Annotated in this window: 16 protein-coding genes; all 16 read right to left on the bottom strand. The window is 43.3% G+C overall.

From position 1 onward, the window contains the following. Nucleotides 1-138: 138 nt before the first annotated feature. The 16 genes from JQM82_RS04125 to ispG all read right to left on the bottom strand — a co-directional run bounded on the left by JQM82_RS04125 (nt 139) and on the right by ispG (nt 20,481). Nucleotides 139-885, bottom strand: coding sequence for an SseB family protein (locus JQM82_RS04125; protein WP_235248768.1), 747 nt, complete (start codon nt 883-885; stop codon nt 139-141). A gap of 117 nt (nt 886-1,002) precedes the next feature. Next, a complete protein-coding gene (locus tag JQM82_RS04120; protein WP_235248767.1) occupies nt 1,003-2,577 on the bottom strand; it encodes a SpaH/EbpB family LPXTG-anchored major pilin in 1,575 nt (524 codons plus the stop codon). Between the two features lie 70 nt (nt 2,578-2,647). After that, the gene (locus JQM82_RS16185) at nt 2,648-4,129 is read right to left on the bottom strand and encodes a class C sortase (protein ID WP_328284198.1); all 1,482 of its coding nucleotides are present in this window, start codon (nt 4,127-4,129) and stop codon (nt 2,648-2,650) included. A gap of 199 nt (nt 4,130-4,328) precedes the next feature. Next, the gene (locus tag JQM82_RS04110) at nt 4,329-4,772 is read right to left on the bottom strand and encodes an amino acid-binding protein (RefSeq protein WP_235248766.1); all 444 of its coding nucleotides are present in this window, start codon (nt 4,770-4,772) and stop codon (nt 4,329-4,331) included. A 15-nt stretch (nt 4,773-4,787) separates the two neighbouring features. Continuing rightward, nucleotides 4,788-6,119: a phenylacetate--CoA ligase family protein gene (locus tag JQM82_RS04105; protein ID WP_235248765.1), complete on the bottom strand. Its 1,332-nt coding sequence runs from the start codon at nt 6,117-6,119 to the stop codon at nt 4,788-4,790. Nucleotides 6,120-6,176: 57 nt separating this feature from the next. Next, nucleotides 6,177-6,596, bottom strand: a complete 420-nt coding sequence (locus JQM82_RS04100) for an ACT domain-containing protein (protein WP_235248764.1) — start codon at nt 6,594-6,596, stop codon at nt 6,177-6,179. 18 nt (nt 6,597-6,614) lie between these two features. Beyond that, entirely contained in the window at nt 6,615-7,184 is a 570-nt protein-coding gene (locus JQM82_RS04095; protein ID WP_235248763.1) for an indolepyruvate oxidoreductase subunit beta, read from the bottom strand. After that, nucleotides 7,184-8,932, bottom strand: coding sequence for an indolepyruvate ferredoxin oxidoreductase subunit alpha (iorA, locus tag JQM82_RS04090; protein ID WP_235248762.1), 1,749 nt, complete (start codon nt 8,930-8,932; stop codon nt 7,184-7,186). Before iorA ends, JQM82_RS04095 begins: the two co-directional genes overlap by 1 nt. A 1-nt stretch (nt 8,933) precedes the next feature. Further along, nucleotides 8,934-10,244 (bottom strand): phenylacetate--CoA ligase family protein, encoded by a 1,311-nt coding sequence (locus JQM82_RS04085; RefSeq protein WP_235248760.1) that lies wholly within the window; start codon nt 10,242-10,244, stop codon nt 8,934-8,936. A 156-nt stretch (nt 10,245-10,400) separates the two neighbouring features. Next, on the bottom strand, nt 10,401-10,877 hold the full coding sequence (locus JQM82_RS04080) for a pyridoxamine 5'-phosphate oxidase family protein (RefSeq protein WP_235248759.1): 477 nt from the start codon (nt 10,875-10,877) through the stop codon (nt 10,401-10,403). 61 nt (nt 10,878-10,938) lie between these two features. Further along, entirely contained in the window at nt 10,939-12,270 is a 1,332-nt protein-coding gene (gene mgtE, locus JQM82_RS04075) for a magnesium transporter (RefSeq protein WP_235248758.1), read from the bottom strand. Nucleotides 12,271-12,555: 285 nt separating this feature from the next. Then, nucleotides 12,556-13,119 carry a tRNA (mnm(5)s(2)U34)-methyltransferase gene (locus tag JQM82_RS04070; RefSeq protein ID WP_235248757.1) on the bottom strand — a complete coding sequence of 188 codons (564 nt, stop codon included), beginning with the start codon at nt 13,117-13,119 and terminating at the stop codon, nt 12,556-12,558. After that, on the bottom strand, nt 13,116-13,985 hold the full coding sequence (locus JQM82_RS04065) for a DMT family transporter (RefSeq protein WP_235248756.1): 870 nt from the start codon (nt 13,983-13,985) through the stop codon (nt 13,116-13,118). Before JQM82_RS04065 ends, JQM82_RS04070 begins: the two co-directional genes overlap by 4 nt. A 20-nt stretch (nt 13,986-14,005) precedes the next feature. Next, entirely contained in the window at nt 14,006-14,869 is an 864-nt protein-coding gene (locus tag JQM82_RS04060) for an EamA family transporter (protein WP_235248755.1), read from the bottom strand. Between the two features lie 34 nt (nt 14,870-14,903). Then, nucleotides 14,904-19,433 (bottom strand): PolC-type DNA polymerase III, encoded by a 4,530-nt coding sequence (locus tag JQM82_RS04055; RefSeq protein ID WP_235248754.1) that lies wholly within the window; start codon nt 19,431-19,433, stop codon nt 14,904-14,906. Continuing rightward, the gene (gene ispG / locus JQM82_RS04050) at nt 19,426-20,481 is read right to left on the bottom strand and encodes a flavodoxin-dependent (E)-4-hydroxy-3-methylbut-2-enyl-diphosphate synthase (protein WP_235248753.1); all 1,056 of its coding nucleotides are present in this window, start codon (nt 20,479-20,481) and stop codon (nt 19,426-19,428) included. The genes JQM82_RS04055 and ispG overlap by 8 nt, the downstream gene beginning before the upstream one ends. Nucleotides 20,482-20,550: the final 69 nt, after the last annotated feature.

Here is a 20,550-nt window from a genome sequence, read left to right as displayed (position 1 = left end):
TTAAGTTACTCGTCATAACTTATTATACCATGATTGACGGACTCTTCGGAGTCCGTTTTCTGTTTTCAGACACAAAAAGAGAGCGATGCTCCATAGATGATTACTCATCTATTTTGCAACGCCCCCTTTTTATTTATTCTATGCTTTTCTGGTCACATTCAGCTGCATATTAATTCCAAAAGGATTCAGGACAATCGCTGTTGTTTCTTTAGACAGCAGCTTCGGCACGTTTACTGCCTCTACCATTCCCGCCGTATACTTTTCTTTTTTATTCACATTCTGGAACTTCATAAATTCCTGCATGTCTGTAAATACAGGCTGCAATACCTGTCCATCATCTTTTTTCAGAACCGGCATTTTTTTTTCCGGATTCATTGCTACCAGAAACTTTCCTTCCCGATAATGTGCCATCATCTCTTCTTCCAGTTCTCTGATCTCCGGATTCGGAACATTCATTCCTTTTCCTCTGACTTGCTGCATGAGATAGATAGCAGTCAATAACAGTTCCGGATTCTCAACAAAGTTTTCTTTCAGAACTTTTTCAGAAGGTTCAGGTCTGCGGACAAGTTCAGACAGCTGGATTGCAATCTGACTTTTTGTCCCTTTTCCAACCTTCAGGCAATTCACTCCCATTGGAAACAGACTGGTATAAAATGGCAGGAAAAAACGATTCTCAACCTTTAATATACGAACCGGATTCTTCTCGCTGATCAGTTTTTTTGCCTCTTTTTTTGCATCCTCTTCCGTATAATACAAAAACACTTCATCATCATATGTCTCTGAATCGCAGGATACATATGGCATCCTTGTACAGTCAGACATTAATACATATAATTCCTTTACTTTCCTAAGTTTATCCAAAGCTGCTTTTTTTTCTGTGTCCATCCTGTAATCTCCCTCTCTTCCTTCTGGCATTACACACTAATGAAATTATTATACCGCATACTTTTGACAAAGTACACCATAATTCCATAAAAGAGAGTCTCTAACATCTGATTCATCCTACTGTTTTTTTCGCTTTCCGCAAACAGCCACTGAGATAACTCCGACTCCGGCAAGACCAATCATCAGGAAGATAACCACTCCCATTCCACCAGTTGAAGGCAGGCTGAATCCCTTATGGTTTTCTACTGCAACTGTAACAATTCCTGCATCCGCATCCAGCTTACTTACATAATTCCCTGTTTTGGCTGTTAGATTTTTTCCGTCTATCTTAACGCTTAATTCTCCATTTACTTTTCCGCCCGTCTCATCTGCGATCAGTTCTACCTTGATCGGATTGGCAAGTAATGTATATCCTTCCGGAGAAAATACCTCTGTCAGATAATATGTACCTGCATCAAGTGTATCAAATGAAATATTTCCTTCCTCATCCGATGTTCCACTTTCCACGAGAGACAATCCTTCCGGATCGTGTGTCAGCTGAAAGACTGCACCGGAAAGAGCTTTTGTTTCCTCATCATCTGTAAACTTTACAACATGAATTCCGAAGGAATATACTGTAACATTTGTTCCTTCAGCTGTTGTTGATTCTCCCGATTTATGATTATAGTCCAGAAAAACACTGTTATTATTACCTGCTTTCCCCATGACTGCTTTTGCTGTTACTTTTGCATCATAATTTACAGTAACTGCTTCCGCACGATGTGCTCTGATAAACTCTTTGGAAAAGGAAATGATAAGGTCCGCTTCCTCTCCTGTTTTTGGAGAAGCCGTAACAGAGTAAGTACTGATTCCTTCCTGTATCTGTACTCCTCCCACTTCTACCGTAACCGGATGCTCTTTTGACTTCTGGATATCCAGACCATCACTCATAATATCACGGATCGTAAATGTAACTTCATTGTTAAAGTATTCATCCGGATAGTCCGGAACCGCTGTTCTCACCACATATTGTACATAATCTCCAAAGCCTGCTGTTCCATCTTCTTCTTCAGCAAGACTCTTTTCAATTCCGACCTGTGCGTTTTTAGGTTCTGCCTCTACATCATAGACCCATTCACGTCCCTGCATGTCTGTTCGCACATAATTGTTCGTCGACGGAATTGCAATCAGGAACGGACTTCCCGCAACATACCCCTCCGGTGCTGAAGTCTCCATTACAAGATAATATCCCAACGGAAGATCTGAGAATAGACAGCTGCCATCTTCTCCTGTTACACCACTTGCTTCCGGCTGTACATCTGCACTGATTGCAGCTGCTTTTAATTCCAAAGCAAGACTTTCAATCTCTACAGAAGAATAATTACCGAGATCATCTGCTGTCACTCCGCTCAAAACATCTGCAAATGCAGCTGCTTTTTCATAGGCCGCATAATCTCCCGGCTGTTCTGCCGGTGTCAGCTCCATTACTCTGTATACGGAAAACCCCGCTCCGGCGAGAGGAATGTCTGCAGAAGGCCCATGCTTTTTTATTGTGAGAGATCCCGTTGTTCTTCCCGTGATCAGCATATTATCCTGTCTTTCAATCGCTGCTTTTGTCGTCATATGAGGCATCCACAGTATACTCCCCAGGCATATTGCTCCTGTCAGTACAAATGCTGTTAATTTTGTTGCTTTTTTGATTGTTTTTTTCATAAAAATCTTCCTTTCTTGATATAAATATTTATTTATGAAATCTCTACTATGAGATATTTCATCTTCCCGTCTATGTTTCTTCTGTCTCTGAGCTGCGTCTATGCCTTACTATAGCTGCCGTAAACAGGGCAAAAGCACTGATTCCCAGATACACGCCTGTCTCTGATGCGTCTGCTGTCTTTACATCCTGCTCTTTTTCATTCGGTACTGCTTTTGGTGCAGCAATTACCTCATACAGAGGTCCTTTTATTCCTTCGTCAGTTTCTTCATAATAAGGGATCGTAACCAGAAATGGATCTACGATTCCATATGAATTCTCGTTCGGAACCATCACCAGATAGATTCCCTCCTGCAGATCTTCGAACACTGCTACACCTTGTGAATCTGTTGTCACTTCACTTTTTTGTAAACGTTCTGTCTGACTGATAGCTTTTTTTGCTGTATCTGCAACTTCTTCTCTGTCCCCAGGATCATTTACTGTCAGCGATTCAGGTTCAAAAACAGGAAGTCCATCTGCCCCGGTTCTTCCAATCCGATAAAGCAGTACCTTAAGATCTGCTCTGCAGGAATCTGCATACTCCAAATTCCGAAATTCAATTCGAATACTCCCCTCCGAAGCTTCTGCTGTCATACAGGATAGTCCTATACATCCAGCACAAACCAGAACATTCAGAACCGGCTTTTTCCATTTCTTTTTTTTCTTCATACATTTCCTCCTTCTTTTTCTTCCCGGCCTTTTATTCAGCCAATACAGCAGGATCAACATCCAGACCAGTATCAGTACTGTCAGTACGATCCATGCCTGTTTTTTCAACTGTTCGACAATATTTTTCAGGTTCCATTTTTCTTTCTCCTGTGGTATCGCGACTCTCCTTCCGTGAACATATAATCTATGCGTATTAATTCCATAAGGTGTACAGGTGATCAGCGTTGCAATGTCTTCTCCGGACAGAATGTCCAATCCATCTGTATCTTCCGGCAGTACAACTTCTGTCTGATATACTTCATAAGCCAGAGTATCTCCCAGCACATGCAGGTAAAAAAAGTCACCTGTCTCCATTCTGTCAAGCTTCGAAAACAATTCCTTTTGCGGAAGTCCTCTGTGTGCCAGAATACAGGTATGTGTATTCTTTCCCCCTGCTGGAACTGATGATCCTTCCAGATGTCCAGCCCCCTTCTGAAGCACTTCCTCCTCTGTTCCGTGATATACCGGAAGGCGAATCTGAATCTTCGGAATTTCAAGAACTGCCATCTCAGACTCTTTTCCTATATTCAAAATAGTCCTGTACATATCTGATATTTGCCGGGATTTCCAGAAAGCATCTTCAAATCCGGAACTTTCTTCATACAGCCATTCGTTATATTTTTCTGCCTTTTGAAGCTCTTTTGCCTTTCTGTCATCCTGCAGTCTTTCGGCTGCAGTTTCGTAAGCGGCAACAACCGTTCCCTGAATCTGCTCATTATAAAGACGTGAAATAAATGGATAATCCATAATTCCGATACAGATAAAAAAACATACAACAACGAACACCGACATTCGTTTACTATCCATGTTTTTTTCCTCAATATTTTTTTCATAATCTGGTAATTTCTGCAGAAACTGCAAAAAGATAATTGATATTACAGAGCGTAATATCGAGTTGTTGCTATCATAGCACATTCTGTCCAGGAAATCAATCCTGTATTTAAAGGGACTGTGTAAAAATATATTTTACAACAGTCCCTTTCTATCGCTTATTACTTATTACATGTTATTGATTTGCGCTGTAAGCTTCGTCTGCAGTATATACATCAAAGCCGCTTCCTTTCAGGATGTCGATCACTCTCGCCGGATCATCACTCTTAAGAACTGCTGCCGCATCATTTCCGTTAGCAAATGCATACATATATTCTATGTTCACTTCACCTTCCACGATCTGATGCATTGCCTTGCTGAGCGATCCTGTCGCATGTGGAACACGCAGTGCCACTACATCTGTAAGCATTGCAGTAATTCCATCTTCCTTTAACGCTGCACGTCCTTTATGCGGATCAGACACGATCATACGAAGCATCCCATAATCGGAAGTGTCTGCAAGGCTCAGTGCAACGATATTCACATCATTTCTTGCCAGAACATCCAGAACTTCCTCCAGGCGTCCTTCTCTGTTTTCCAGAAAAACTGATAACTGCTGAACTGTATTACTCATACCCATACTATTTCCTCCCTCTTACAAACCACGATTATCTATGACACGTTTCGCTTTTCCTTCACTTCTCTGAATGGTCTTTGGCTCTACCAGTTTAACTTTTACGGATACGCCAAGTGCCTGTTTCAGAACAGCTGCAACCTTATTCTTCAATTCATCCAGCTTACGGATCTCATCAGAGAAGTATTTTTCATCTACTTCTACCATAACTGTAAGAACGTCCAGATTATTTTCTCTGTCCACGATCATCATATAGTGTGGTGCCACGCCGCCACCCATGGACAGCAATGCAGTCTCAACCTGTGTCGGGAATACATTCACGCCGCGGATAACCTTCATATCATCTGTCCGGCCTTTGAATTTCTGAATTCTCGGAAGTGTTCTTCCACATTCACAGACAGAATGATCAATACTGGTCAGATCCTTTGTTCTGTATCTGAGTAAAGGCATACCTTCTTTTGCAAGGGTAGTAAATACCAGTTCTCCGGTCTCTCCGTCTGCACATGCACTCTGATCAGCTGGATTCAGTACTTCCGGATAGAAATAATCTTCATAAACATGCATTCCACTGTGGTGGATACATTCCAGAGCAACACCCGGCCCTGTAATCTCACACAGTCCGTAGATATCGAAACAGTTGATATTCAGAAGTTCTTCAATCTTCTTACGCATCTCTACTGTCCATGGTTCTGCACCGTGGATACCTGCCTTCAGCTGCAGACGATCTACAATACCTGCCTCATTCGCTGCTTCTGCCAGATACAGTGCATAAGAAGGTGTACATGCAATTGCTGTTGCTCCGAAGTCTTCCATACACATCAACTGTCTCTTCGTGTTTCCGGCAGACATTGGAATTGCCATAGCTCCAAGTTCTCTTGCTCCCAGATCCAGTCCCATGCCTCCTGTAAACAGACCATATCCATAGCAGACATGAATGCGGTCAGCAGAAGTAAGGCCGGCCATAGCGAGACCTCTTGCCACACATTCTCCCCACACATCAACGTCTTTCTGTGTGTAAGATGCAAGTGTCAGTTTTCCGGTCGTTCCAGATGTCCCCTGTACTCTTGCAATCTTTTCCTGCGGAACTGCCAGAAGGCCAAATGGATAATTGTCTCTTAAGTCTTCCTTTGTTGTAAACGGAAGCTTATTGATGTCTTCAATTCCCTTGATATCTCCAGGCTCAATTCCCATCGCATCCATCTTGTTGCGATAAAATGCGACATGATCATACACGTTCTTTACCTGTTTCACAAGTCTTTCGCTCTGAAGTGCACGCATCTCGTCTCTGCTCATACACTCAATTTTGGGGTCTCTGATTCTTTCTTTCCAGTTTTCCAGTGTTACTCTTGCCATCTCTTTACTCCTATCCTTCGTTTTATTCTTTCTCCGATTCCCTTCGGAGATCAATCCTTACAGATCTTTTTCTTCAACAATCTTGACACCCGCGTCGCTCAGGATTGTTGCAGCTTTCTCATAATCATCGGTACAAAATACCATAACCGGTGCCTTTTCTTCACGAATAACAAATGAATAGATATAATTGACATTAATTTTGCCATCTGCCAGAATTGCCAGCATCTGATTCAGATTGCCCTTTCTATCTTCCAGTTCTACTCCCATTACCTCATGGATTCTTACAACAAATCCGCGTTCCGTCAGATAATTTTTAGCCTCGTCCGGTTTATCGACTACCAGTCGGAGAATTCCAAATTCCGGAGTATCAAAAGTTGCAACTGCACGAATGTTCACATGTGCTTCCGTAAGCCTGGAAGTAACATCCATAAGACTTCCCGGTTTGTTTTCCACAAATACTGATAATTGCCTGATCACTTCTTCATCCTCCTTATATTATAATTGGTATCCTACATCAAATGCCTTTTTGTTGATCTCGATCGTCTTCGGCGGTACCGTTCTTTCAATCACGTCATACCATTGTTCCTTTGAAAAATCCATATGCTGCGCCGCAATTCCAAGCACGATCAGATTGAACACTCTTGGATTGCCAAGCTTTTTGGATTCTTCGGTTGCATTTACCGTATATACTTTATGATCCTTTTCCAGAGTCTCTATAATATTTTCCGGATATTCCGCGGCACCGATCACAACCGGCATCGGATCGATTCTCCAGTCATTGATAATCAGTACTCCGTCTCTTTTCAGAAAATGTGCATATCGAAGTGCTTCCAGTCTCTCAAAAGCAATGATCACATCTGCCTGTCCTTCTTCAACGATCGGCTCTGCCACATTTTCTCCGTAACGAACGAATGTAACAACACTTCCTCCACGCTGTGCCATACCATGTACTTCGGAAAGCTTTACATCATAACCGCCGGCAATGGCAAGCCCGCCCAGGATTCTGCTGGTAAGCAACGTTCCCTGACCGCCGACTCCAACAATCATTATATTCTTTGTTGCCATTATCTGTCACCTTCCTTTACTAATTCGATCGCATCAAACTTACATAAACTTGCACAGAGTCCACAACCCGTACACATGGTATCATCAATGCAGATCGTTCCATCCGGTTTCTTTGTCATAGCCGGACATCCCGGTTTCATACACATGCCACATTTTTTACATTTATCCGGATGTGTGATATACAGCGGTTTCTTCGCCTTACTTAACAATACACAAGGTGTTTTCGTAATGATGACAGAAACCTCATCTCTGGCAACTTCTTCTTTTACAACCTTTTCAAGTGTCTGAATATCAAATGCATTCACTTCAATAACATTCTTTACTCCAATCGCACGACAGAGCTTCGGAATATCAATTGCATAAGTCGGATCACCCTGCAGAGTCTTTCCTGTAGCTGCATGATCCTGATGTCCCGTCATTCCGGTTGTCGAATTATCAAGAATCAACACAGTTCCTGTTGCCTGGTTGTACATCATGTTCATCAGAGAATTCACGCCGGTATGCAGAAATGTAGAATCACCGATCACAGCTACCCAGTTCTTGATATAATCTTTTCCTTTTGCTTTTTCCATTCCATGCAGACTGGAAATACTCGCTCCCATACAGATCGTAGTATCCACAACACTCAGTGGTGCAACCGCTCCCAGTGTATAACATCCGATGTCTCCTGCTGCGTTCAGTTTTAACTTGTTCAACACATAATATACACTTCTGTGCGGACATCCCGGACAGAGGATCGGCGGTCTTCCCGGTGCCTGCGCAGGTGCGGCAATATCAAGTTTCTGCCCCAGAATCGCCGTGCGGATCATATTGGCACTGTATTCTCCCTGAACTGTGAATATCTCTTTTCCGACAGCTTTGATTCCCCAGGATTTTACCTGTTCTTCAATCACAGGATCCAGCTCTTCTACGATATATACCGTTTCAACCTTAGACGCAAAATCTTCAATCAGCTTTCTAGGCAACGGATTTACCATACCAAGCTTCAATACAGAAGCTTCCGGCATTGCTTCCTTTACATACTGATACGGGATACCACTGGTGATCACACCAATCTTCGTATCGTTCATCTCCACACGGTTGACCGGAAGTGTATTCGCAGCCTCTGCAAGCTCCAGATTCCGTTTTTCGATCTCAACATGACGAAGCTTTGCGTTTCCCGGCATCATAACTGTCTTGCGAATATCTTTCACATATGGTTTATCTTCAATCTCTTTTCGCTCATTCAGTTCCACAACTCCCTGTGAATGTGCCAGCCTGGTCGTTGTGCGGAATACAAACGGGCGATCGAACTGTTCGCTTAAATCAAATGCAAGCTTCATGAATTCCTTTGCCTCTGAACTGTCAGAAGGCTCCAGTACCGGGAGCTGTGCTGCTCTTGCCACCATTCGGGTATCCTGTTCATTCTGAGAGCTGTAAAGTCCCGGATCATCTGCAACCACGATCACAAGTCCTCCGTTGACTCCCATATAAGAAACCGTATATGCAGGGTCAGCTGCAACATTAAATCCCACATGCTTCATGCAGGACATTGCACGTACTCCCGCAACGGATGCTCCAATCGCTACTTCTGTCGCCACCTTCTCATTCGGGGACCATTCACAATAAAGATCATCTTTATATTTCACAAGATTTTCACTAATCTCCGTACTCGGTGTTCCCGGATACGCTGCAGATACTTTTACACCTGCTTCATAAGCTCCGCGGGCAATTGCTTCATTACCGAGCATAATAACTTTTTCTGACATCTTATAATCCATCCTTTCGTAAATCTGTAACTCTTTTTGCTTTTCCTTCAAATCTCTGAAGTGAATAAGGAGCAACCAGTTTGATCTGTGTTGCAAGACCAAGCTGCGCTTTCAGTCCCTTCTTGATCTTCTGTTCCAGATCACTCAGTTTGGAATAACTGTCGAGCAGTCTGTCATCTACCAGTTCAACTGTGATCGTCATAACATCCAGACGATTCTTTCTCTCTACCAGAATCTCATAATGCGGTCCGATCTCCGGAATCTGAAGCAGTACCTCTTCGATCTGTGTCGGGAATACATTGACGCCGCGGATAACCAACATATCATCTGCACGTCCAGACAGATTTTCCATACGCACCGTTGTTCTTCCACACTTACACGGTTCGTAAAACAATCTTGTCAGATCGCCGGTTCTGTAGCGTACCAGCGGAAGTGCTTCTTTTCCGAGACAGGTAATTACAAGTTCCCCAAGTTCTCCCGGCGGGAGGACTTCTTCTGTCTCCGGATCGATGATCTCAGGTATGAACCAGTCTTCATTGATATGCATTCCACATAACTGTTCACATTCCCCGGATACACCCGGTCCACACAGCTCACTCATTCCGTAGTTCTGTGTACATAAGAACTGGTCTCCCCATACCTTGTGCATCTCATCACGCATCGGCTCGGTCATACCTTCTCCGCCGAACAGACCGATATGAACCTTCAGATCTTTCGCAGGATCCATTCCTCTTGCACGGATCTCTTCTCCCAGATGCAATGCATAAGATGGTGTTGCAACGAGCAGTGTGGTTCCGATATCCTGCATGAACATAATCTGCTTTTTTGTATTGCCGGATGACATCGGAATTACAGATGCACCGATCTTCTCCAGGCCTCCATGCAATCCCAGTGCTCCCGTAAACGTTCCGTATCCAAACGCGATCTGTGCCACATCCTCTTCCGTAGCACCACCCATACAGGCAATACGTGCCACATTATTCAGCCACATGTCCAGATCATTTCTGGTATAGCCTACCACCGTCGGCTTTCCGGTTGTTCCGGAACTTGCATGAAAACGTACCAGTTCTTTTTTGTCTACTGCAAACATCCCCATCGGATAATTGTCTTTGAAGTCTTTTTTGTATGTAAACGGCAGTCTGCGCAGATCGTCCAGACTTTGAATATCGTCCGGCTTTACGCCTGCCTCATCCATCTTCTTACGGTATGGTTCCACTCTATCATAGATATAATGCACCGTCTTTTTCAATTTTTCCAACTGAATCTTCTCAATCTCAGCTCTCGGCAGAGTCTCTTCCTTTGCCCAAATCATGTGATTTCCTCCTTCATAATTAAGGGGAAATGCTTCCCCAAAAAGTCCATGTAAATAGGCCCGGATCCATCCAGGCCCGTCTTTTAACAGTATACCATAACACTTTGCTGATTTAAAGCATTAATTGACTATAAACATTCTCTTTTCCTATAGATTTTATGCATGCTTTTTACAACTGCATTCTTCAAGCGTCACTTTTATAATTGCTACTGTTTTTTCCAGCTTCGGATTTTTCTCAAATTCATCAAATTCACGCCCGGTCTGATGCTTCATAATTACAGCCAGAGCTCTTGATTTTTCCTGCGGATCTTCGACTATCTCCGCTTTCCCTTTCCCAATAATACTGCCATAATAATAACTGTACTGACAGGCAGTAGCTCCCGCAACCAGCTCATGTCCACAGTCCAGTTCTATTCCTGCACGCGGATTTTTCTGTATCAGATCTATCTTTTTCCCTTCCTTTGCACCATGAAAATAAAGGATATATGTTTCATTTTCCATACAATAACCATAATTCACAGGCACAATATACACGCCATCCTCGTCCTGCAATCCAAGCCTGCAGACTTTACATGTATCAAATATATGCTGTATCTCTTTCTGATCCGTTACTTCTCTGTCTTTTCTTCTCATGATCGTTTCCTCCTGTTTTTCTTTATTTTATCATTGAACTCTTTTTTCTAAAAGCTATGAATCACAGATGAAACGCAAACGTTGCAATCCGGAAATAGATCATGATCGAACAGGTATCGACGATCGTTGTAATCAGCGGTGATGCCATAATTGCCGGGTCAAAATGCATCTGTTTCGCCAGAATCGGCAGCATACATCCCACCATCTTTGCAATCATAACCGTTCCGATCAGCGATAAGGCAATGACAACCGCCATCTTTGCATCCCAGTACATCAAAAAGATCCGAAGTCCGTTTGCCGCCGCAAGCACCAGTCCCACAATCAGGGATACACGGAATTCTTTCCACACAATCGCAGGCAGATCCTTAAACCGGAGTTCATCCACTGCAAGGCCGCGAATAACCAACGTTGAGCTCTGTGCTCCGCAGTTTCCGCCGGTATCCATCAACATCGGCATAAAGGACACCAGAAGCGGGATTGCCGCAAATGCATTCTCATAGCGGCTGATAATGATTCCTGTAACCGCAGAAGTAAACATCAAAACCAGAAGCCACGGAATCCTGTTCTTTGCATGTTGAAATACTGAAGTCTTCAGATACGCATCCTCACTGGATGATATCGCAGCCATCTTATGAATATCCTCTGTTGTCTCATCCGTCAGGACTCCAATTGCATCATCAAATGTTACAATTCCAACGATATATCCTTCATCATCCAGAACCGGAATGGCAATCAGACCATATTTACGGAACAGCTTCGCGGCATCCTCCTGATCATCACTCGTCCGGATATAAATATAATTTTCACGCATCAATTCTTTGATCTGAACATCTTTTTCATTTGTCATCAACGCTTCTGCCGTAACAATTCCCACAAGTTTTCGTTTGTCTACTACATAACAGGTATACACTGTCTCACTGTGAATCCCGACTCTGCGTATCTTATCCAGCGCCTGCTTCACGGTCATATCCGGAGAGAGATCAATATACTCAACCGTCATAATGCTTCCCGCACTGTCCTCCGGGTATTTCAAAAGGCGGTTAATATCAGCCCTTGTATCTTCACTCACCTGATTCAGAAGCCGGTTTACAACATTGGCAGGCATATCCTCCAGAATATCTGCCGCATCATCGGAAGACAGAGAATCCAGGATATATCTGATCTCTCCGCTGTTAAAGCTGTTCAAAAGCATCTGCTGCTGGTCATCATCCATATAGGAGAATACCCTTGCCGCATCATCCTTATCTATCATCCGGAATACCATCGCAAGATCCTTATTATCCAGTTCTATCAGCAATTCTGCCAGATCAACCGGATTATATGCAGACATCATCTCTTTCAATTCTTTATACTTTTTCTGTTCCAGAAATTCCAATAACATATTCTTTGCCATTTCATTTTCCTCCTTTTTGTAAAAGCTTTCACCTGATACATAAAAAAACTGCCAGATCCTCTTCGGATATAGCAGCACGCAAAATGAAACCTTTCTGGATACAGAATAACAGAATTATTTTTCTCTGTTACAGATATCCCGGAAGGTACCTTATGGTGTTTCTATATCCGATTGTCATATAACGACTTCGATCCGAATTACCGTCCATAATCATACCTTCCTTTCCACTCATATTATTGTTTTTTGGACATTTTCAGCATAACGCAATTTCCCGACAATGTCAAACTATCTTTTAAATATAAATACCGGCATCGGAGGGTCATTGCTCCGGTTATAGTACTCATTGGCGATCACCGTATACTCTCTTGCCGGAAGCTCCTTCAGAAACTGAAGTATTGCCTCTTTCTCTTCATATCCGGTATCTCCTCCACTGTAGATGCACAGACTCATCAGTCCGCCTTTTTTCAATATTTCGAGCCCCTTTTTTATTGCTGGCACGCTGGTCTGTGCTTTCGTTGCAATCTGATGATCTCCTCCGGGAAGATATCCAAAGTTAAAACAGATCACATCTGCCGTATCACCATGCGCGTATTGATCCATATGCTCATGACCATCTTTTATCAATTCTGCCTTCTGCAGGCAACAATGTTCTTTTAGCCGTTTTTTTGTTTCCTTTATTGCTTCATCCTGGATATCAAATGCCAGAACATGGCCCGTTTTCCCTGCAAGTTCACACAGAAACAGCGTATCATATCCCTTTCCCATAGTTGCATCGATGTAGAACCCCTCTCTCACTGCCTGGGACCTTAATATCTCATGACACCAGGATGTAATCTGTGACTGTTTCATACTCTTTCTCCTCGATTGTTATGCAAAAACATCAACACCGCCATAATCAGTATAATCCCATATCCCAACCAGCTGAGAGCATCCGGCACCTGCCCGAATACTAAAAATCCCAGGAGCGAAGAAAATATAATCTGAGAATAATCAAACACGGATATCTCTCTCGCCGGTGCATAACAGTACGCTGCCGTAATAGAAAACTGTCCTCCCGCCGCAGAAAGTCCTGCAAGCAGAAGCACCACTATCTGTATTCCCGTCATCGGATGATAATGGAAAAGAAGATAGGGGAGTAATGAAAGACAGGAAAATGAAGAAAAGAAGAACACGATAAACGGTCCTTTTTCCCCCATCTCACCAAGCTTTCGCACCATCGTATAGGCAGCACCCGCGCAGATTCCTCCCATAAGACCTATGAGTGACGGAACCAGATCCATATTCGTAATGGTGGGCTTAATCACGAACATACTTCCTGCAAAAGCCCCGATTACGATCATTGCCTGTTTCCATGTTACTTTTTCTTTTAAAAGAAGATAACTGAAAACAACCGCAAAAAACGGAGACATCTTATTCAGCATTGAAGCATCTGCAAGTACCAGATGATCTACCGCATAAAAATTACACAAGATTCCAATAGTTCCAAAAATTGATCTCAGAAGCAGACAGATCAGATGATCCTTTTTCCATCGAAACACCGATCTTTCCCTCACCAGAATTATTCCCGCAAATACTGCTGCCACCAGATTCCGGAAAAAACTTTTCTGTACGGACGGAAGATCACCTGACATTCGTACAAACATGTTCATAAGCGCAAAACAAAACGCCGATATGACGATATAAAATATCCCTTTGTATTGATTTTTCAGTTTCATCTGTTACTGTAACCTCTTTTCTATATCACCATTCCCAATGTTCCGACAACAATCAATACAAGACCAGTTGCGGACTTTCTGGTTAATTTTTCTCCAAACACAAGATATGCAAATCCAATAGAAATCAGAATACTCAGCTTATCAATCGGAAGAACCACACTGACCGGTCCGTCCTGAAGTGCTCTGTAATAACAGAGCCATGACATTCCGGTTGCAATCCCGGATAATCCAATATATACCCAGCTTTTCTTTGTAATTGATCTGATCTTCCTCTGCTTTCCTCCTGCAAGCACAATGATCCATGCCATAATCAGAACAACAATGGTTCGGATCGCAGTTCCAAGGTTTGACTCGATCCCCACGATTCCGACTTTGCTTAATATGGCTGTCAACGAAGCAAATACTGCCGATAATATCGCATAGAAAATCGCACTTTTGGCTTTTTGAGAATTTTCTCCGGATGTATCCTTTTTTTCAATCATCAGGTACGTTCCTGCTGCAATCAAACCCACGCATACCGCTTTCAGCAGATTCATAGGTTCTCCAAGAAAAATGACTCCCAGAAGAATCGTCAATATAACACTGGACTTATCAATGGGCACAACCTTATTAATGTCCCCAATCTGAAGTGCATGAAAATAGCAGATCCAGGATGCCCCGGTTGTGACTCCTGATACACACAGGAACACCAGCGTTTTCACAGACACTTCACGCAGCGACCCCTGTGATCCCACAAGGAAAACCATCATCCAGGAAAATGCCAATACAACAATTGTCCTAAGTGCCGTCAGCAGGTGTGAATCTGTGTCCTGTACACCTATTTTGACAAGAATTGCCGTAATCCCGGCAAAAAACGAAGAACCAACCGCATATAATAACCACATAACTTTCTCCTTCTTTTATCCTTTGTATTCTTCATTATGAAAAATCAAATAGCGATAACTGGTTTGAAGCCGGCAAGTCTGCCAGAATTCCCAGTTCCACCATATAATCAATGACTGTTTTACTCGCCTTGGTTCTCTGACGAAAGTCATCAAGGGACAGATATTTTCCATCTTTTGAGGCCTCCTGAACTGCTTCGGCCGCCTTTTCCCCCATACCGTCAATACTCGAAAGCGGCGGCATCAATTTTCCGTCTACGATCAGGAACTTCGTTGCCTGCGCCCTGTATATGTCCAGTGGTTCAAATTCATAGCCTCTGGCATACATCTCCTGTACAATATGCATATCCTTCATAGTATCCTGTTCTTTCTTGCTGAGGGTCGCAGATCTCCGATTATAATCATCAATATAATACTGCAGCTTTTCTTTTCCCTGACACATAATCTCATAAGAAAATGCATCTGCACGAATTCCAAAATAAGCCCCATAATATGCCAGCGGATAATTGATCTTACAATAAGCAATTCGATAAGCCATCATGACATACGCCGCTGCATGCGCTTTCGGGAACATATATTTGATCTTTTCACAGGACCAGATATACCAGTCCGGCACACCATGCTCTGTCATATCCTTTTTAAAATCCGGCCATTCCTTGCATTTTCCTTTTGCCACAGCTCCTTTACGGACGCGTTCCATGATGGTAAAGGATTCTTCACTGTCCATCCCTTTGTTGATCAGGTAGGTCATAATATCATCTCGTGTACAGATAGCTGTAGAAATCGTTGCTTTTCCACTCTTGATCAGTTCCTGTGCATTGTTCAGCCACACATCCGTTCCATGAGACAATCCTGAGATACGGATCAGATCTGAGATCGTCTGCGGTTTGGTATCCACCACCATCTGAATAACAAAGTCCGTACCAAACTCTGGAATTCCAAGACATCCGACCGGACATCCCCCGATATCATCCGGGGTAATTCCAAGTACCTCTGTCCCGTGAAACAAAGCCATTACATCCTTATCATCCAGTGGAATCTTTGTTGCATCAAAACGGTTATCTGTCTCATTATATTCATTATCCATTTCCGGTGAGCTGATATACTCTTCCAGCGTTTTGATCATGGTTGGATCATCATGCCCCAGAATATCCAGCTTTAACAGGTTGTGGTCGATGGAATGATAATCAAAGTGCGTCGTTATAATGTCCGTCGTTGTATCATTGGCAGGGTGCTGTACCGGCGTAAAGGAATTGATCTCCTCGCCCAGCGGAAGTACAATGATACCTCCCGGATGCTGTCCCGTACTTCTGCGGATTCCGGTACAGCCAAGAACGATACGGTCAATCTCACATTTTCTCTTTCTCTGCCCACGTTCTTCAAAATAATTCCTTACATATCCAAAAGCCGTCTTATCAGCAAGTGTTCCGACCGTTCCGGCCCGGAATGTCTGTCCGGCTCCGAAGATGACTTCTGTATACTTGTGTGCGTTACTCTGATAATCACCGGAAAAGTTAAGGTCGATATCCGGCTCCTTATTCCCCTTGAATCCCAGAAACGTCTCGAATGGGATGTCAAATCCATCCTTGGTAAGCTTTTCTCCGCATACCGGACACACCTTATCCGGCATGTCCCATCCGCATCCACCTGCAAATGCCTTTACCTCTTCCGAATCAAAGTCACTGTAATGACACTTTTTGCAGTAATAATGCGGGCTTAGCGGGTTGACCTCCGTGATTCCTGCCATTGTAGCAACAAAAGAAGACCCGACAGATCCTCTGGATCCTACCAGGTATCCGTCTTCTACAGATTTCCACACCAGTTTCTGTGCAATGATATACATCACGGCAAATCCGTTGGATATAATGGAATTCAACTCTCTTTCCAGTCGTTCTGTAACCACTTCAGGCAGATTTTCCCCATACATGGAATGCGCTTTATTATAACAGATCTCCCTTAACATCTTATCTGAATCCGGGATGACCGGCGGACATTTATCCGGACGGACCGGTGTGATCTTATCAATCATATCTGCAATCTTATTGGGATTATCGATTACGATCTCCTTTGCTTTGGCAGACCCAAGATATTCAAATTCCTCCAACATCTCATCCGTTGTACGCAGATAAAGCGGCGCCTGTTCGTCTGCATCACTGAACCCTTTTCCGGCCATAATAATACGCCGGTACACCTCATCTTCCGGATCCATGAAATGTACGTCGCAGGTTCCTACCACAGGTTTGTTGAACTTTTCACCCAGTTGAATAATTTTTCGGTTAATCTCTTTGAGATCTTCTTCATTTTGTACTTTTGTGATCTTCTCACTGGCAATCATAAAGCGGTTATTGCCAAGCGGCTGGATCTCCAGGTAATCATAAAAATGAACGATCCTTGCAATTCTTTCTTCTGACTTATCATTTAGAATTGCCTGATATAATTCTCCGGCCTCACAGGCACTTCCGACCAGCAACCCTTCCCTGTATTTCGACAACTCACTCTTTGGTATTCTAGGTCTTCTGGCATAGTAATCCAGATGAGATTTGGAGATCAGTGTATACAGATTCACACGTCCCACCTCATTTTGTGCGAGGATGATCACGTGATACGACGGAAGCTTTTTTACTGCATCCGCATTATGTGCTCCAAACTGATTCAATTTCGTCAGATCGTTGATACCGCGCTCTCGCAGCATTTCCACAAATTTGACAAAAATCTCTGCGGTCGCACCCGCATCGTCTACCGCACGATGATGATTTTCCAGAGAAATATGTAATGCATTTGCAACAACATTCAACTTATATTTTGACAATGTAGGAAGCAGAATTCTGGCCAGTGCTACCGTATCCACGGAAGTAAAATCCGGCTGAATATCCTGATATCTGCAGTTCTGCTCAATGAAGCTTACATCAAAAGAAGCATTGTGTGCCACCAGCACTGCATCTCCCACAAACGCAAGGAACTGCGGAAGAACCGTCTCGATATCCTGCGCATCCATCACCATCTGATCTGTAATACTGGTCAGCTGTGTGATTTGAAACGGAATCGGAATCTTCGGATTCACAAATGTGCTGAATTTCTCTGTAATCTGACCCTGTTCCACTTTTACCGCTCCGATCTCAATGATCTTGTCCTTGATCGGACTGAACCCGGTCGTTTCCAGGTCAAATACCACATAAGTGCCTTCCAGAGACTGTCCTTTTTCATTCACAGCAACGTCCGTAAGATCATCTACCAGATAACCTTCCACCCCATAAATCACCTTGAACGGATCGTCTTTATCCAGGTTCTCAACATAATGATTGGCATCCGTAAATGCCTGTACCACACCATGATCAGTAATCGCAAGTGCTTTGTGTCCCCAGTCATGTGCACGTTTTAACAATGCTCCTACATCTGATACGCCATCCATATCACTCATCTTGGTATGACAGTGAAGTTCCACACGTTTTTCCGGTGAGGTATCTACTCTGGCCACTGTAAAATCATTTAACTTTTTGATTCCCACAACCGATCCGATCGTCAGTTCCGCATCAAATCTGTCGATCGTTGTAACTCCTTTGATCCTTAAAAAAGCACCAGGTTTGATATCTCCCAGAATATCTGCAAGCTGATCATTTCTGACAAACATTTTCACCATAATCGTATCTGTAAAATCTGTCACAGCAAACATTATAATCGTCTTTTCATTGCGGATCTCACGCGTATCAAAGCTGATGACCTTACCGCGGATCACAATCTCACCCATCTCACCGACAACATTTTTAAGTTCGATCGTTTCATCATCAAAATCACGTCCATAGATCAGATTCGGATCATCGGAAGCTTTTCTGGAATAGGAATATCCATCCTTCTTTCCAAATCCGCCAAACCCTTTCCCGGAACCGCCGGACGCACCGGAAGAACCACTGACAACTGCTTTCTGATCTTTCTGCTTCTTTTCTGATTTTTCATCTTTTTCTCTGCGTTTCTGTTCCTTTTCTTCACGGACTGCGGCCGATTGTTCCAGAATCGCATCTACTTCCTGCTGAAGCTTTATCTCGTTGTATTTCAGCTTGCTCTCTTTTGGTTTTTCATACAGGACTCTCACTTCAATCGGGCGCTGAAATCTTTCCTGGAACACTTTCGTCAGATAAGAAGACAGATCATCTTTCTTCCCCTGCGCCACAATAGAATCTATCAGTTTCAGGCAGAGAATATTCCCGTCTGTAAATTCATACTCTGCACTCTGAAGCATACTTCTTTCGACCACACTTTTCTGATCCAGCTCCAGAAGCAGACTGTCATAATATTCATCCATCAGATTTTCCGGTGTATACTGTTCTGACAACTCATACTGTTCCTGGATGGATACCTGCACACGACTCTTTGCGAACAGTTGCTCCTTCAACATACGCTCTGTCTCATATATCTGTTTCTTCTGAATCAGATGCCTGCTGTACAGATACACTTTAATATAATCACGGTTGGAGTTTGTGGCAACCTTTGTCACTTCAACTCCTTCCAGCATCAGTCGATTCTCATCATTCAGTTTTAATGTCGGAAATACTTCAAAGAATGGTTTACTCATTCCAGTGCAACAACTCCTGTCTCAATGTTTCTAACAACTGATCTTCTTTTACCTTTTTGACAATTTCTCCTTTTTTTATCAGCAGACCTTCCCCGATTCCGCCTGCAATTCCAATATCCGCTTCCTTTGCCTCACCCGGGCCGTTCACCACACATCCCATAACTGCAACCTTAATATCCAGCGGAATATCCTGTACCATCTCTTCTACCTGGTTGGCCAGACCGATCAGATCGATCTTTGTGCGTCCGCAGGTTGGACAGGATACCACTTCTATTCCACCTTTGCGAAGTCCCAGTGTCCGAAGAATCAGCTTTGCAGATTTGATCTCCTCTGCAGGATCTCCCGTCAGGGATACACGAATCGTATCACCGATTCCCTGATTCAGAATCAGTCCGAGACCAATGGATGACTTAATATTACCTGCAAGCAGTGTTCCGGATTCTGTAATTCCGACATGAAGCGGATATGGACATTTTTCTGCAATCAATTCATGTGCTTTCACACACATCATCACATCGGATGACTTGATACTTACGACCAATTTATCGTATCCCATACGCTCGATCATCCGTACCTTGTCCATTGCACTCTCCACCAGACCTTCAGCTGTCACACCACCATATTTTTCAACCAACACTTTTTCCAGCGATCCACTGTTTACTCCCACACGGATCGGAACTCCATATTCCTTCGCCTTCTCAACAACAGCTCTTACTCTGCTCTCATCTCCGATATTACCCGGATTGATCCTGATCTTATCTGCTCCATTTTCAATTGCCGCAATTGCCAGCCGGTAATCAAAATGAATATCTGCCACCAGAGGAATATGAATATTTTCTTTGATTTTCTTTATACTTTTTGCCGCTTCCTCCGTAGGAACTGCACAGCGGATAATTTCACATCCTTCCTTCTCAAGCGCCAGAATCTGCGCAATGGTCGCTTCTGCATCTTCTGTCCGGGTATTTGTCATAGACTGAATTGCAATCGGTTCTCCGCCTCCGATCCATACATTGCCAATCTGCAGCTTTTTTGTCTCATTTCTTTTCATCCTATCACACCTTTTCCTTTCAGCAGTGAAATACCCCTCCGACAGCCTCCGGATCAACCGGGTGGGCAC

This window comes from Faecalicatena contorta, assembly GCF_021531995.1.
GTDB lineage: Bacteria > Bacillota > Clostridia > Lachnospirales > Lachnospiraceae > Dorea_A > Dorea_A contorta_A.
The sequence above is the reverse complement of the archived record's forward strand: the minus strand, read 5'-3'. Positions and strand labels throughout refer to the sequence as shown.